Source organism: Catenulispora sp. GP43, assembly GCF_041260665.1.
GTDB lineage: Bacteria > Actinomycetota > Actinomycetes > Streptomycetales > Catenulisporaceae > Catenulispora.
On sequence record NZ_JBGCCT010000011.1, the window covers coordinates 262,381 to 277,178 of the forward strand.

The following is a 14,798-nucleotide window of genomic DNA, read 5'->3' on the forward strand; positions in this document are numbered from 1 at the left end:
CTAAGCCTAGGCGGCCTCGCCGCCGAGCCGGGCCAGCTCCTCGTCGACGATCGACGGGTCCAGCTTCTTGAAGATCGGCGTCGGCGGCGCCAGCTTGCGGCCGACCTCGATCGGCGTGGACTCCCAGCGCGCCAGCGCCTGGTCGTAGTCGCCGGTGAGCACCGGGTAGCCCGGTCCGCCGTCCAGGTCCTCGACCTCGCGCAGCTCCGGCATCGCCGACCAGGTGCCCTCGCCGCCGAGCAGGTGGAAGACCTTCTCGGAGGAGAACGGCAGGAACGGCGTCAGCAGGGTCTTGGCGTCGTCGACGACCTGCAGGGTGACGTGCAGGACGGTGGCCATGCGCTCGGGGTCGGTCTTGGCCAGCTTCCACGGCTCGTTGTCGGAGACGTACTTGTTGGCCTCGGCCACCACCCGCATCGCCTCGGCCAGCGCGGCCTTGAACCGGCAGCGGTCCAGCAGGTCGCCGACCGCCTCGAAGGCCCCGCGCGAGGCCGCCAGCAGCGCCTCGTCCTCGGGCGTGAGGTCCTTGGCGGCCGGGATCTCGCCGAGGTTCTTGGCCGCCATCGACACGGCGCGGTTGACCAGGTTGCCCCAGCCGGCGACCAGCTCGTCGTTGTTGCGGCGCAGGAACTCGGCCCAGGTGAAGTCGGTGTCCTGGGTCTCCGGGCCGGCCGCGGTGATGTAGTAGCGCAGGGCGTCGGCGTCGTAGCGGGACAGGAAGTCGCGGACGTAGATGACCACGGCGCGGCTGGAGGAGAACTTGCGGCCCTCCATGGTCAGGAACTCCGAGCTGACGACCTCGTGCGGCAGGTTCAGCGCGCCGAGCGAGCCCGGATTGCCGTTCTTGTCGCCCTTGCCGTCGTAGCCGAGAAGCATCGCCGGCCAGATCTCCGAGTGGAAGACGATGTTGTCCTTGCCCATGAAGTAGTAGGCGTCGGGCGCCTCGCCGTTCGGGCCGGTCTGCCAGAAGGCGCGCCAGGCGTCCGGGTCGCCGGAGCGGCGGGCCCACTCGACGGACGCGCTCAGGTAGCCGACGACCGCGTCGAACCAGACGTACAGCTTCTTGTCGGGGCGGTCGATCCAGCCCTCCAGCGGGACCGGGACACCCCAGTCCAGGTCGCGGGAGATGGCGCGCGGCTGCAGGTCGTCCAGCAGGTTCAGGGAGAACTTCAGGACGTTGGGACGCCAGGTCTTCTGCTCCTGCAGCCAGGAGCCCAGGACGCTCGCGAACGCGGGCAGGTCCAGGAAGAACTGCTCGGTCTCGATGAACTTCGGCGTCTCGCCGTTGATCCGCGAACGCGGGTCGATCAGGCGGTCCGGGTCGAGCTGGTTGCCGCAGTTGTCGCACTGGTCGCCGCGCGCGCCGTCGTACCCGCAGATCGGGCAGGTGCCCTCGATGTAGCGGTCGGGCAGCGTACGTCCGGTCGAGGGGCTGATGGCGCCCATCGTGGTCTTGGGGAAGATGTAGCCGTTGTCGTACAGGCCCTTGAACATCTCCTGCACGACCGCGTAGTGGTTGCGCGTGGTGGTGCGGGTGAACAGGTCGTAGGCCAGCCCGAGCGAGCGCAGGTCCTCGGCGATGACCCGGTTGTACCGGTCGGCCAACTCCCGGGCGGTGACGCCCTCCTTGTCGGCCTGGACCAGGATCGGCGTCCCGTGCTCGTCGGTCCCGCTGACCATCAGCACCCGGTTGCCCGCCATCCGCTGGTAGCGGCTGAAGACGTCGGAGGGGACGCCGAAGCCGGAGACGTGGCCGATGTGGCGGGGGCCGTTGGCGTAGGGCCACGCCACGGCGGTGAGGATGGTGCGCTGGGTGGACGGCATGAGGCCTAGGGTATCTGGCGTGGGGGGCTCACCTGGTGCGGTTGCGGTGGGGTCCAGATAGTGGACGTGGAGCGGGAGGCATGACCGTGGACGAGGACACATCCGAGGAGACCGTCGAGGAACCCGCCGAGGAGGCGGACCACGACCTGGTGATGGCCACGGCCCGGCGGATCGTCGCCAGCGACGCCGCGATCATCCACAGGCTGGGGACGGTATGAGATACCTGACCACCCGCGACCTGCTCGCCATCACCGACGCGGCCCTCGGCCCCGACACCCCGATCCGCGACACCGGCCTGATCGACTCGGCGGCGCACCGCCCCCGCACCACGGCGTTCGGCGAGGACGCGTACCCGGACCTGCACACCAAGGCCGCGTCGATCCTGCACTCGATCCTGCGGAACCACCCGCTGGTGGACGGCAACAAGCGGCTGGCGTGGGTCGCCTGCCGAACGTTCCTGGCGGTGAACGGCGCCGACTTCACGCCGGACGAGGACGCGGCGGTCGACTTCGTGATGCGGACGGCGGCTTCGGAGCTGGACGAGGTCGAGGCGATCGCGGCGGTGCTGCGGGAGTGGACGGGCTGAGGAGTCAGCCCTCAGCAACGCTCACTCGTAGTGATACCTGCACAAAACGATCCGCACGTCGTCGTCGACGACTTTATAGACCATACGGTGCTCATCGGTGATGCGCCGTAACCAGTAGCCGCTGAAGTTGCGCTTGAGCGCCTCCGGCTTTCCGATGCCGGTGTCGTTGCCGTTGCGGGCGATGTCCTGGATGAGCGCGTTGATCCGCTTCAGAATTTTTCGGTCCTGCGTCTGCCACCAGAGGTAGTCATCCCACGCTTGCTCGTCGAAGCTGATCTTCATGGGGTCTGGTCCGGATCGATCAGCTCATCCAGCTGGACCTCGACCGTCCCGCCGGTACCGCGCTCCATGCGGTCGATCGCGGCGAACAGCCGGCGCGCGTTGGCCGGCGACCGGAGCAGGTACAGGGTCTCCCGCATCGACTCGTAGTCGTCGAGGGCCATTATCACCACGGCCTCCCGATTGGCGCGGGTCACTATCACCGGCTCGCGGTCGTCCACGACCTTGTTCAGGGTCTCCGCGAAGTGGGCGCGAGTGTCGGAGAAGGTGAGCGTGCGCACGGCGGCCTCCACTTGTACAAGTTCCTGCTAGTACAAGGTACTGTACAACAGCGTCCGGCATTTCCGCCCGACTTTTCGCCGATATTCACTCCAAAATGGACTCCTTCGCCGCCACCACCGCGTCGAACACCTCCCGCTTCGGCAGCCCCACCTCGGCGGCGACCTCCGCGATCGCCTCCTTCCGCCGCAGCCCGCCGGCCTCCTCCTTCGCGAACACCAGCTCCGCGAGCTCGGCGCCGCTCAGCTCGCGGCCCGCGCCGGGCACCGCGCCGCCGACCACCACCGTGATCTCGCCGCGGACCTCGCCCTCGTCGGCCCATTTCGCCAGGTCGCCGAGGCCGCCGCGCTTGATCTCCTCGTATGTCTTCGTCAGCTCGCGGCAGACGGCCGCCGGGCGGTCGGCGCCGAAGGCCGCCGCCATGTCCGCCAGGGAGGCGGCGAGGCGGTGCGGTGCCTCGAAGAAGACCATCGTGCGCGGTTCGGATGAAAGTTCCGCCAGACGCGACGTGCGGCCGCCGCCCTTGCGCGGGAGGAAGCCCTCGAAGCAGAAGCGGTCCACCGGCAGGCCGGACACCGCCACCGCGGTCAGGACCGCGGAGGGGCCCGGGACCGCCGTCACCCGGATTCCGGCCTCGACCGCCGCCGCTACCAGGCGGTAGCCGGGGTCGCTGACCGAGGGCATCCCGGCGTCCGTCACCACCAGGACGCGCGCGCCGGCGAGCAGGTCCTGGACCAGGTCGGGGGTGCGGGCCGTCTCGTTCGCCTCGAAGTAGGAGACCAGGCGTCCGCGGGGGGTGACGTCCAGCACCCGCAGCAGCCGCTTGAGCCTGCGGGTGTCCTCCGTGGCGATGACGTCGGCCGAGGCCAGCTCGGCCGCCAGCCGGGGGCTGGCGTCCTCGTCCTGGCCGATCGGGGTGCCGGCCAGGACGAGCAGGCCCGGGGTCGGTTCTGTTCCAGTCACGTGACCATCCTCGCCCAAAAACGCTGATCCCCTGTCCGAACGGCCGGACGACTCCCTACGATGACCGGGTGACGAGCCTTGCCCCGACCCGTTCCTCGCTGCCGGATGACGACAGCGAGGAGGACTACGGCGGCCGCCGTCGCGGCCGTAGCGGCTCGCACCGCGAGCGCGGACGCGTCTGGTGGCGCCCCAACCTGACCCCGCGCGACGACGAGCAGGGCGAGCTGACCCTGCGCGAGCGCCTGGTGCCCTCCTTCGCGCGCGAGCCGTGGTGGGTGTCCTGGGGCTTCCCGGTGCTGATCATGCTGGTCGGCGGGTTCATGCGGTTCTGGCACCTGGGCCTGCCCAAGTGGGTCATCTTCGACGAGACCTACTACGCCAAGGACGCCTGGGCCACCATCCACTTCGGCCACGAGATCGGCTGGCACGACGACGGCCCGGGCATCGGCATGGCCAACGACGACAAGGCCATCATCGCCAACCCGCACATCTGGCGGACGCTGATCGCCAACCACCAGGGCAACGCGGTGCACCCGCCGGTCGGCAAGTGGATGATCGGCGCCGGCGAGTGGCTGTTCGGCTTCACCCCGTTCGGGTGGCGCTTCATCCCGGCGGTCTGCGGCACGCTGGCGATCCTGATGACCGCGCGCATCGCCCGGCGCATGTTCCGTTCCACGCTCATCGGCTGCCTGGCCGGCCTGCTCCTGGCCTCCGACGGCCTGGAGTTCGTGATGAGCCGCACCGCGCTGCTGGACATCTTCGTGATGTTCTGGACGCTGGCCGCCTTCGGCTGCTTCGTCATCGACCGCGACAAGATGCGCACCAGACTCGTGGACTGGCGCGAGACCTATCCCGACACGCCGCTGCCGGACGACGTCAAGGCCCCGCCGCTGGGCTGGCGGCCGTGGCGCGTCGCCGGTGCGGTGTGCCTGGGCCTGGACCTGGGCACCAAGTGGAGCGGTCTGTGGATCATCCCCTGCTTCATCGTGCTGTCCCTGCTGTGGGACCACGCCGCCCTGCGCGCCGTGGGCATCCGGCGCCACTGGGCCGGCTTCTTCCGCCGCGACACCTGGCAGACCGCCCTGCTGGGCCTGCTGGTCCTGGCCACCTACACCGCCACCTGGACCGGCTGGTTCGTCACCAAGGACGGCAACTACCGCCAGTGGGCCGCGCAGAACAACGCGATTCACTTCCCGGTCCTGTCCGCGCTGAGAAGCTGGTGGGAGTACCACTGGCAGACGTACCACTTCCACGTGAACCTGGACTCGCCGCACGCGTACATGTCGAACCCGTGGAGCTGGCTGGTCATGGGCCGCCCCACCGACTACTACTACTGCTCCAAGGGCGCCACCGGCTGTCCGCCGCTGGCCGCCGACCAGCACCAGCAGGTCCTGGCCCTAGGCACGCCGCCGCTGTGGTGGTTCGCGACCCTCGCGCTGGTCTGGTGCTGCTGGCGCTGGATCGCGCGCCGCGACTGGCGCGCCGGCTCGATCCTGTGCGGGATGCTCGCGGCCTGGGCGTTCTGGCTGAACTACCAGCACCGCACGATCTTCACCTTCTACGCCGTGGCCTTCGTGCCCTTCATGTGCATCGCGGCGGCGTACCTGCTCGGGGTGATCGTCGGCCGGGCCGACGCGCTCCAGTACCGGCGGGTCTGGGGCGCGGTGGTGGCCGGGGCCATCACCGTCTACATCCTGGTGATGTTCATCTACTTCTATCCGATCCTGTCGGCGCAGACGATCACCTACAACCAGTGGCTGGACCGCATGTGGTGGCCGAGCTGGATTTAGGACCCGACAGCGGGACAGCCCCGGCGACACGCCGGGGCTGTCTTCTTTTGTGCCGTCTTCCGCAGCGCCGAACCAGCGGCTACCGTCCAGTAACGTGGAACTCTCCTACGCGCGCCGCGGCTCGGGCGAACCCCTGCTCCTGATCCACGGCATCGGCCACCGCTGGCAGGCCTGGGAACCGGTTCTGGACCGCCTGGCCGAGCACCACGACGTCATCGCCATCGACATCCCCGGCTTCGGCAGGTCCGCCCCCATGAAGCTGGCGCCGGGCCAGCGTCCGACGATCGGCCTGGCGATGGAGCGCATCGCCGAGGCCTTCCCCGGCTTCGGGATCGAGCGGCCGCACGTGGCCGGCAACTCCCTCGGCGGCGCCCTGGCGCTGGAGATGGCCCGGCACGGGCTGGCCACCTCGGCGACCGCCTTCTCCCCGGCCGGCTTCTGGCACACGCGCTGGGAGACCGCCTGGGCGCTGGGGAACCTGAGCGTGACCCGCGCCGCCGCCTTCGCCCCCATGCCGGTGCTGCGATACGTCGCCGACCACGAGACCGCGCGGGCCCTGGCGTTCGGCATGATCTTCGGCAAGCCGCGCGCGCTGGACCCGAAGCTGGCCCTGGAGGACACCCTCGCGCTGCGCGCCGGGCGCTCGTTCCGGCCGATAGGCAGGGAGGCCAAGCACTACCGCTACGCCGGCGAGAGCGACGTGCCGACCACCGTGGCCTGGGGCACGAAGGACCGGATCCTGCTGCGCCGCCAGTTCGCGCAGGCCAAGCGGGTGCTGCCCAAGGCCCGGTTCGAGGACCTGCCGGGCTGCGGCCACGTGCCGATGAACGACGACCCGGAGCGGGTCAGCCGGCTGATCCTGGAGACCACCGGCGCGGTTCCCCGCTGAACAAGAGCTGCATCCACCGAAACAAGAGCTGCATCCACCGAAACAAGATCTGTCATCAGCCCATACGACTTGTAGACTCGCGGGCAGGGACGTCGTTGCCACCAGGGGGATGGACCGCAGCTGATGACGGAGAACTGGCAGCAGGAACCCACACCGTGGCTCTCCACCGCGCGTGATCGTGCCGAAGCGGGACCGGAGTCGATTCCGGCGATGCCGCACGGGCTGGAACCGGTACCGATATCCCGGCCCGGCGAGCCGGCGCCGCCGGTGCCGAACCGGCCGATCGCGGCGTCCGGCCCGCGGCCGGAGATAGCGCCGCCGCCCGCGGCTCCCCCGATTCCCCCGGTTCCCCCGCCGCCGTTCGTCGACTCGTCGTACGGCGCGAAGCCGTATGAGCCCGGCTCTTATACCCAGCCGTCCTTTACGCCGCCCACGCCCTATGCGCCGCCGGCACCGCCGTTGCCATACGCGGAACCGGTCCGCCCGGAGCTGGCACCGGGCCCGGCCGCCTACATCGCGAACCCGTATATCGAAACCGCGTATGTAGAGAACCCCTATGCACCGCCGTCCCCGCCGCCCCCGCCTCCCGTCGGCGAACCGATCACCAGCAGCCCGATCATCGGAAATCCCGACGACGGCGCGTCGACGATGATGGTCGCGGTCGGCACAGTCCAGCCCGCGGCCGCGCGCCCGCCGGAGGTCAGCACCGTCGAGGAGGCGGAGCGCATCCTCGGCTACGCCGTGGAGTCCCTCGACGCGGACCCGGACCTGTACTCCATCGGCACCGTCACCGACGGCGCGGTCTGCCTGATCCCGGACGACGGCCGCTGGTCCATCTTCCTGGCCGACGGCGGCCGGCGCCGCTTCGCCGGCTCCTTCGACAACCCCGAGCAGGCGGCGATCCACTTCGCCGGCGTCCTTCTCCTCGCCGCCGCCGAACGCGGAGCGCTCCCCAAGCACGCCAGCCAGGCGGCGCTCCCCGGCCGCAGCGCCGACCCGCTGGCCGAGATGCTCGCCGGCCCGCCGATCACCCCGCTCGCCGGCGACCCGCCGACCACGCTCTACACCGACCAGCGCCTCACGATCCTGACCCCGGGCACGGAGATCGACCGCTTCGGGGACCAACTGGGCAACACCGTCTATGCGGCCCGCACCAGATACCCGCACCGGTCCCTGCCGCCGGACTACGTAGAGCGGCCCTACCGGGTGTACCGGGTCCGTGATCCGCTGCGCGCTCTCACCGGTACCGCGATCCCGTGGTTCGGTCAGCCGGGCGGCGGAATGGCGTACCTGCTGCCGCGCTCTATACGGGACCTTCTCCACGAGGGCGTTCTAGTGGAAATCCCCTCCGCCACGGTCGCCCCGTCCTGAGGTTCCTCGACAGCGGATCGGGAACGCGCGACACTGGTCACGCGTTTTCCAGTTAAAAGCCGTATTACGTGCTGTCGAGGTGACGCAGTGTCCTCTTCGCTCTCAGATCGTCGAACGGCCGCCCGCTTCCGGGCCGACCGAAACCTCAGCACGCGGATGCTGTCCGTGATGGTGTTGCTGGCCGCCGTCTACGGCGCCGCCATCTTCCTGATGATCCGCTTCATGGGACGCGCCTGGCCGCTCGGGCTCGCCGTGGTCGTCGCCTTCGCCGTGTTCCAGATCCTGACCTCCGGCAAGGTCGCCCTGCGCACGATGGGTGCCCGCGTGGTCACCCCCGAGGAGGAGCCGGAGCTGCACGCCCTGGTCGACCGCCTGTGCGCGCTGTCCGGCATGGACAAGCCGGCCCTGGCCGTGGCCGAGTCCCGGGTCCCGAACGCCTGCGCGGTCGGCCGCTCGAAGGGCAAGGCGACCCTGTGCGTGACCCGCGGACTGATGGACGCGCTGGAGCCGCCGGAGCTCGAGGGCGTCATCGCCCACGAACTGGCGCACGTCCAGCACGGCGACGCCGCGGTGATGACCGTGGCCGCGTTCGTCGGCGTCCTGGCCGGCCTGGTCGCCCGGGTCGGGCTGCGCTTCATCTACATCGGCGGCCGGGCCCGCGGCCTGTGGCACATCATCGTCGCGGCCATCGGCCTGATCGCGCTGGCCGCCGCCACCTGGTTCGCCTCCCTGGTCCTGACCCGCTCGCTGTCCCGCTACCGCGAGTTCGCCGCCGACCGCTCGGCCGCGCAGCTCACCGGCAACCCCTCGGCCCTGGCCTCGGCCCTGACGAAGGTCGAGGCGAAGGTGCGCGGCGGCGGTGGCATCCCGCAGGCCGACCTGCGCCGGGCCGGCGCTCTGAACGCCTTCTACTTCGCCCCGGTGAGCGCCGCGAAGACCACCGCGCATCACATGCTCTCCACGCATCCGACAACGCAGGCGCGTCTGGACCGGCTGACGAAGATGTCCGCTCAGATGTCAAAGAACGACTGAAACTACACGTTCGGTCGGTGACGGCCGGGTCACGCCTCTCGGCGGGCCCGGCCGTCGCCGTTGTCGCCGTCAGTACCTTTACGCAGCCCTTGCGCAGGGCCGGAGCGCGACCATCGCAGTACTCACCCCTGATAACAACTCATTGATTTCAAGGTCCCCAAGGTCACAGACTGATCAAATACGAATGTTCGAGCCTTTTGATTAATGCCTGCTATGCTTCGCGGGTTTTCCGAGCCGCTCCACCTCCCTGAACTATGCAAGCATTCGGAAGGACTCGCGCCATGACCGAGAGCCAGACCCAGTCCCAGTGGGAGCGCGTCGGCGGGGAGCCGGCCGTCAAGGCCGTGCTGGACCGCTTCTACGAGGGCGTGCTCGACGAGCCGCAGCTCTCCGGCTTCTTCGAGAACGTCGCAGTGGACGACATCAAGCCGCACCTGGCGGAGGTGCTCAAGGTCGTGCTCGGCGGCCCCGGCGCCCGCACCGACATAGACCTGGCGAGCTACCTCACCGAGGCGCACTCCGACCTGGGTGTCTCCGAGTCCGACTTCGAGCTGACCGGCAAGGTCCTGCTGGACACGCTGGAGGAGTTCGACGTTCCGGCCGACATCGTCGAGACCATAGAAGATGTGCTGGCGACGGTGCAGCCCTTCGTGGTGGCCGCGTAGTCGTGGTGGATCCGCACCTCCTGCGCGCCTCCTGGGCGAAGGTCGCCCAGTACGGGGAGCAGGTGCCGCTGTTCTTCTACGGCCACCTGTTCCTCAGCCACCCCGAGGTGCGCTCGATGTTCCCGCCTTCCATGGCGGCACAGCGCGACCGACTGGTCGCCGCCCTCGGAGCCGTCGTGGCCAACGTCGACAACCTCGACGCGGCCGTGCCGTTCCTGCAGGGCCTGGGCCGGGACCACCGCAAGTTCGCGGTGGAGCCCGGCCACTACCCCGCGGTCGGAGCGAGTCTGCTGGCCACCCTGGAGCAGTTCCTGGGGCCGGACTGGACGCCGGCGGTCGCCGAGTCCTGGACCGCGGCCTACGGCATCGTCGCCGGCGTGATGACCGACGCCGCCGCCGCGGCCGCGGAGAACACCCCGCCGTGGTGGGAGGCCGAGGTCGTGGCGCACGAGGTGCTCGGCGGCCGGCGCGACATCGCGCGGGTCACCATCGCCACCCGGCAGCCCTATCCCTACGCCGCCGGCCAGTCCATGACGCTGGAGACGGCGATGGCGCCGGCCCGCTGGCGCTTCTACACCCCGGCCAACCCGCCCCGCCAGGACGGGTTGATCGAGCTGCACGTCAAATTGATCGGCACGGTCTCCTGGCAGCTGGTGAACGTCATGGGCGTGGGCGACCGGCTGCGCCTGGGCCCGCCGGTGGGCCGCCAGCTCACCCTGGCCTCCACCGCGCCGGGCACCGACCTGCTGCTGATCGCCGGCAGCACCGGGATCGCCCCGCTGCGCGCGATCGTCGAGGAGCTGGCGCTGACGCCCGACCACGGACGGCACGTCAGCGTCTTCTACGGCGCCCGCATCGCCAGCGACCTGTACGACCTGCCGCGCCTGGAACAGCTGGCCGCGCACCACGCCTGGCTCAGCGTGATCCCGGTGGTCTCCGACGACGCCGCCTGGGAGGGCCGGCACGGCCTGGTCGGCGACGCCGCGGCGGCCTACGGGAACTGGCCCGGCCACGAGGTCTTCATCGTCGGTTCGGCCGGGATGTGCGAGCACGCCGCGGCCCGGTTGAAGGAAGCGGGAGTGATCCCGGGGGCCATCCACCTGGAGGAGAGTCAGCCGTGAGCTTCAATGAGTACGACGGAGGACCGGGCGGCGCAGGCGCCCGGCGTCCGGAACGGCTCAGCGCCGAGCAGATCGACGCCTGGGAGTTCCCGCGCGCCGGCCTGACCCACCGCGGCTTCGACGAGGAGGGCGTGCTCCGCTTCAAGCGGCGCGTGCTCGGCGAGCTGCAGGCGGCCGCGCAGATCGAGACCGAGCTGCGGCAGCGCAACGACGAGCTGACCAACCAGCTGCGCACCTCCTACGCCGGCAGCGACCCGGCCAACGGCGGGGCCGCGGCGGCGCCCTCGGCGCCCACGGCCTTCGCCCCGGAGCAGCGGGTCACCGCCGCCGCGGTCAACGCGATCGCGATGGCGCAGCGCCAGGCCGAGGAGCAGATCCGCGCGGCCGAGGAGTACGTCCGCAACGTCACGGAGTACGCCCGCAACCAGTACGCGGTCACGGTGAACGAGGGACACCGGCAGGGACTGTTGGCTGCGGAGTCGGCGTTCCAGCGGCGCAGCGAACAGCTCTCGACCAGCCTGAAGTCGCTGGAACAGCAGTTGGAGTTCCTCAAGGCGTTCGGCGTCGCCTTCGGCGTGCAGGTGGAGGGCGCGCTGGAGAAGGCGCGCGAGGAAGTACACGTGATGATCAAGAACATCCACCAGGCCTTCGACGCGCTCAGCCGGAACCCGCCGGCCGGCGCGGGCGCCCCGCCGGCCGGCATGCCCGGCATGGCCGGCGTCGCCGGCTATCACGCCGGCTCCGCACTGCCGGGTACCGCCTGACACTGGTCACCGCACGACCAGGCACGCCCGCGCACCCCTGCCTAGGCTGGGAGCCATGACGACAAAGGTTGCTTTCCTGGGGCTGGGGGCGATGGGCGCGCCGATGGCGGCACGCGTCATCGGCGCCGGCCACGAGGTCGTGGTGTGGAACCGGACCGCCGCGCGCACCGAACCGCTGGTCGCGCTCGGCGCGAGCGCGGCGGCCGACCCGGCCGAGGCGGCGGCCGGCGCCGAGTTCGTGGTGACGATGCTGTCCGACCCGGCCGCGGTGGCGGCGGTGGCCGAGGCCTTCGCCGGCGCGCTGCGCCCGGACGCGGTGCTGGTCGAGATGTCCACGATCGGCCCGGACGGGACCGAGCGGATCAGAGAGCTGATCCCGGCCTCGGTCGGCCTGGTCGACGCCCCGGTGATGGGCAGTGTGGACCGCGCCGAGAGCGGAACGCTGGCGGTACTGGCCGGCGGCACCCCGGAGGACCTCGCGCGCGTGGCCGACCTGCTGAGGCTGTTCGGCAGCGTCACCGACTGCGGCGGGCCCGGCAGCGGCTCGGCCCGCAAGCTGGTGCTGATCAGCGGCATCGTCGCCGGGGTGGCCGTGGTCGGCGAGACGCTGGCGCTGGCCGAGCGGCTGGGCGTGGCCGATCCGCGCGCGGTGCTGGAGGGAAGTCCGCTCGGCCCTCTGGTGGCCCGGGCCTTCGCCACCGGCGTCGACTTCTCCGCCGAGATGGCCGCCAAGGACCTGCGGCTGGCCGGCGAGGTCCTGGACCTGCCGGTGATCGCCGCCGCGCAGCGCGCGCTGGAGTCGGTGCCGGATGCCGACGCCGATCTCGGCGAAGCGGTGCGGGCGCTGAACGCGAAGCGCTGAGTCGGGCCGCATGGGACGGCTGGGCGGCTCGGCGGCTCGGCGGCTGGGCAGCTCGGCGGCTGGCCGGCTGGCCGGCTCGGCGGCTCGGTCTGCCGGCCACAGCCAGGCGGGCACGAGGTCGGGCCGCCCCGAAACAGCGGCCCGGCCCCGTGCGTTCAGGGTGCGCCTGCTTCTACTCGCTGTCGACCACGGTCCCGGATGCCAAGAGCGCGCGGTACGGGAGCCGCAGGGTCCCGTCCTCGTCCGTCATCTCGGCGGCGACCCGCAGATAGTTCTCGTGGAAGGCGGCGCGGACCTCGGAAGTCTGCGCCTGGTAGGTCCGGCCGGACGGCCCGACGCCGGACCCCATCGACATCCACCACTCCTGCGCGGTGGTGAGGTGGTCCCAGTCGATGACGCTGGTGGTGACGTCGGCCAGTCCCACCTCGCGGAACAGCCCGGCCAGGCCCTCCTCGGTGCGCGGGTAGTCGTCGGCGAGGACCAGCGGCGGCATCTGCCGCGGGATCCAGCCCCGGGTCGCCGCCCCGGTCCGGGAGAACAGGCTCCGCCCGGCGGAACGCTCCGCGGGCCACAGCGTGAAGGCCACACGCCCGCCCGGCTTGGCCACGTCCCGCAGCGCCCGCAGCGCGACCTTCGGCCGCCCGAAGTGGTCGAGCACGAAGTTGCCGGCCACGGCGTCGAAGGTCCCCGGCTCGAACGGCAGGTCCGGCACCACCGCCAGCAGGAACTCCGCCTCCGGCGCCTTCATCCGCGCCAGGTCGAGCATCGAGGGCTCGGCGTCGACGGCCGTCACCCCGGCCCCGCGCGCCACGGCGGCCCGGGCGACGGTGCCGGTCCCGGTGCCCACGTCCAGCAGAGTGCGGCCGGCCGCGACCCCGGCGGCGTCGAGCAGGGCGGGGATCGTGTGCGCGCACAAGGAGGCGTAGACGGCGTCGTAGCCGGAACCGGCGTCGGCCCACAGCACGCGCTCCGCCTCGTCGAAGGTCTGGATTGCGGAGGATGTCGATGGATCTTCGGGCTTGGACACGCCGGTAGCCTAGCGGGATGCGCGCACACCAACGGGTGGCTTCCCGCAACGCCAGGTTCCAGCAATGGCAGACCCTGCTCACCAACCGGCAGAAGCGTCAGCGCGCGGGCCGCTTCCTCGTCCAGGGCGTCAGGCCGCTGACACTGGCCGCGGAACAGGGCTGGGGCATCGAGGAACTGCTGGTCGACGCCGACCGCCGGCTGTCCCGCTGGGCCGAGGAGTACATCGACGCCGTGGCCGTCGCCGACGCCGAGGTGATCGCGCTGCCCGGCGACATGCTGGCCGAACTCGGCGAGAAGGACCAGGACGCGGCCCCGGAACTGCTCGCCGTGGTCGCCATGCCCCCGGACGACCTCGCCCGCGTCCGCCTGACCGACCGCTTCCTCGGCGTGGCCTTCGACCGCCCGACCCAACCGGGCAATCTCGGCACCCTGATCCGCTCCGCGGACGCCTTCGGCGCCGACGGCGTCGTGGTCACCGGCCACGCCGCCGACGTCTACGACCCGCGCACCGTGCGCGCCAGCACCGGCTCGCTGTTCGGCCTGCCGACGGTGCGCACGCCGTCCCACCGCGAGGTCCTGGAGTGGCTGAGCGGAACCGGCGTGACCGTCGTCGGCACCGACGAGGACGGCGACACCGACATCGAGGACTACGACTTCGGCGCCCCGACGCTGATCGTGGTCGGCAACGAGACCGTGGGGATGAGCACCGGCTGGCGCGAGGCCTGCGACCGGGTGCTGAGCATCCCGATGAGCGGGACGGCGAGTTCGCTGAACGCCGCCAACGCCGCCACGGTGGTGCTGTACGAGGCGGCGCGGCAGCGAAGAGCGGCGAAGTAGAGCCGTCGGAGGCCGGGCTCACCTCGGCGGTCGCGCGTCCTACGCCGAGAACTCCGCCACGACCTCGATCTCGCCGACGATCGAGGCGTTGAACGCGTCGAGTTCGTCGGCGGGGACCCACAGCTCCAGGTGCTCCGCGCCGCCGGCCGTCTGCGTCGGGTACGCACGCGCGGTCGGTGTCGCGACCCGGAAGCGGGTGACGTAGCCGGATCCGGAGGCTGCGACGTTCCAGTCCCGCGCGATCGTCGCGGCGTAGCGCTCGTTCAGCACGGGGTAGAAGATCGGCTGGTCCGCGAGGCGCGGCGGCCACGCCTTGAACCCGTCGGCGCGCAGGAGCTCCAGTTCCTCGGGGCCGACCGGGCGCCACAGGGTCGTGGTGCCGTCGGCGTTCTCCCGCCGTCCGCGGCGGATCTCAGCCAGGAGCGCGGCGACGTGGCGGTCCTCGGCGTCCGCGACGAAATCAGCTTCGGCGACGAACGCCACCACCGCGTCCCCGCCGCTGAGCGA

At 71.0% G+C, this 14,798-nt stretch carries 17 protein-coding genes; 11 read left to right on the top strand and 6 right to left on the bottom strand.

All coding sequences use genetic code 11. The features are described from left to right. Positions 1 to 6 precede the first annotated feature (6 nt). Positions 7 to 1,824, bottom strand: coding sequence for a methionine--tRNA ligase (gene metG / locus ABH926_RS23940; protein ID WP_370367960.1), 1,818 nt, complete (start codon positions 1,822 to 1,824; stop codon positions 7 to 9). An 80-nt stretch (positions 1,825 to 1,904) separates the two neighbouring features. On the opposite strand from metG, the gene ABH926_RS23945 reads away from it, so the two are divergent. Then, complete coding sequence (locus ABH926_RS23945; protein WP_370367961.1) at positions 1,905 to 2,042, top strand: hypothetical protein; 138 nt, start codon at positions 1,905 to 1,907, stop codon at positions 2,040 to 2,042. Then, positions 2,039 to 2,410 carry a type II toxin-antitoxin system death-on-curing family toxin gene (locus ABH926_RS23950; protein WP_370367962.1) on the top strand — a complete coding sequence of 124 codons (372 nt, stop codon included), beginning with the start codon at positions 2,039 to 2,041 and terminating at the stop codon, positions 2,408 to 2,410. Before ABH926_RS23945 ends, ABH926_RS23950 begins: the two co-directional genes overlap by 4 nt. A 21-nt stretch (positions 2,411 to 2,431) precedes the next feature. On the opposite strand, the gene ABH926_RS23955 is transcribed toward ABH926_RS23950, so the two are convergent. The 3 genes from ABH926_RS23955 to rsmI form a co-directional block, all read right to left on the bottom strand. Beyond that, complete coding sequence (locus ABH926_RS23955; RefSeq protein ID WP_370367963.1) at positions 2,432 to 2,692, bottom strand: Txe/YoeB family addiction module toxin; 261 nt, start codon at positions 2,690 to 2,692, stop codon at positions 2,432 to 2,434. Continuing rightward, the gene (locus ABH926_RS23960; RefSeq protein WP_370367964.1) at positions 2,689 to 2,970 is read right to left on the bottom strand and encodes a type II toxin-antitoxin system Phd/YefM family antitoxin; all 282 of its coding nucleotides are present in this window, start codon (positions 2,968 to 2,970) and stop codon (positions 2,689 to 2,691) included. Before ABH926_RS23960 ends, ABH926_RS23955 begins: the two co-directional genes overlap by 4 nt. 85 nt (positions 2,971 to 3,055) lie before the next feature. Continuing rightward, on the bottom strand, positions 3,056 to 3,931 hold the full coding sequence (gene rsmI / locus ABH926_RS23965; RefSeq protein WP_370367965.1) for a 16S rRNA (cytidine(1402)-2'-O)-methyltransferase: 876 nt from the start codon (positions 3,929 to 3,931) through the stop codon (positions 3,056 to 3,058). Positions 3,932 to 3,999: 68 nt separating this feature from the next. On the opposite strand from rsmI, the gene ABH926_RS23970 reads away from it, so the two are divergent. The 8 genes from ABH926_RS23970 (at position 4,000) to ABH926_RS24005 (ending at position 12,425) form a co-directional block, all read left to right on the top strand. Continuing rightward, positions 4,000 to 5,721 (top strand): dolichyl-phosphate-mannose--protein mannosyltransferase, encoded by a 1,722-nt coding sequence (locus ABH926_RS23970; RefSeq protein ID WP_370367966.1) that lies wholly within the window; start codon positions 4,000 to 4,002, stop codon positions 5,719 to 5,721. Between the two features lie 94 nt (positions 5,722 to 5,815). Next, entirely contained in the window at positions 5,816 to 6,610 is a 795-nt protein-coding gene (locus ABH926_RS23975; protein WP_370367967.1) for an alpha/beta fold hydrolase, read from the top strand. Between the two features lie 123 nt (positions 6,611 to 6,733). Then, positions 6,734 to 7,981, top strand: coding sequence for a TNT domain-containing protein (locus ABH926_RS23980; protein WP_370367968.1), 1,248 nt, complete (start codon positions 6,734 to 6,736; stop codon positions 7,979 to 7,981). Between the two features lie 168 nt (positions 7,982 to 8,149). Beyond that, positions 8,150 to 9,013, top strand: a complete 864-nt coding sequence (locus ABH926_RS23985) for a M48 family metalloprotease (RefSeq protein WP_370367969.1) — start codon at positions 8,150 to 8,152, stop codon at positions 9,011 to 9,013. Between the two features lie 281 nt (positions 9,014 to 9,294). Then, complete coding sequence (locus tag ABH926_RS23990; protein ID WP_370367970.1) at positions 9,295 to 9,678, top strand: group 1 truncated hemoglobin; 384 nt, start codon at positions 9,295 to 9,297, stop codon at positions 9,676 to 9,678. Positions 9,679 to 9,680: 2 nt separating this feature from the next. Continuing rightward, positions 9,681 to 10,799: a globin domain-containing protein gene (locus tag ABH926_RS23995; RefSeq protein ID WP_370367971.1), complete on the top strand. Its 1,119-nt coding sequence runs from the start codon at positions 9,681 to 9,683 to the stop codon at positions 10,797 to 10,799. Beyond that, entirely contained in the window at positions 10,796 to 11,563 is a 768-nt protein-coding gene (locus ABH926_RS24000) for a hypothetical protein (RefSeq protein WP_370367972.1), read from the top strand. The genes ABH926_RS23995 and ABH926_RS24000 overlap by 4 nt, the downstream gene beginning before the upstream one ends. 55 nt (positions 11,564 to 11,618) lie before the next feature. Next, complete coding sequence (locus tag ABH926_RS24005) at positions 11,619 to 12,425, top strand: NAD(P)-dependent oxidoreductase (RefSeq protein WP_370367973.1); 807 nt, start codon at positions 11,619 to 11,621, stop codon at positions 12,423 to 12,425. A gap of 172 nt (positions 12,426 to 12,597) precedes the next feature. On the opposite strand, the gene ABH926_RS24010 is transcribed toward ABH926_RS24005, so the two are convergent. Then, a complete protein-coding gene (locus ABH926_RS24010; protein WP_370367974.1) occupies positions 12,598 to 13,452 on the bottom strand; it encodes a class I SAM-dependent methyltransferase in 855 nt (284 codons plus the stop codon). A gap of 17 nt (positions 13,453 to 13,469) precedes the next feature. Between ABH926_RS24010 and ABH926_RS24015 the strand changes: the two genes are divergently transcribed. Continuing rightward, positions 13,470 to 14,291: a TrmH family RNA methyltransferase gene (locus tag ABH926_RS24015; protein ID WP_370367975.1), complete on the top strand. Its 822-nt coding sequence runs from the start codon at positions 13,470 to 13,472 to the stop codon at positions 14,289 to 14,291. 39 nt (positions 14,292 to 14,330) lie between these two features. On the opposite strand, the gene ABH926_RS24020 is transcribed toward ABH926_RS24015, so the two are convergent. Next, positions 14,331 to 14,702: an ADP-ribosylation/crystallin J1 gene (locus ABH926_RS24020; protein ID WP_370368020.1), complete on the bottom strand. Its 372-nt coding sequence runs from the start codon at positions 14,700 to 14,702 to the stop codon at positions 14,331 to 14,333. Positions 14,703 to 14,798 lie beyond the last annotated feature (96 nt).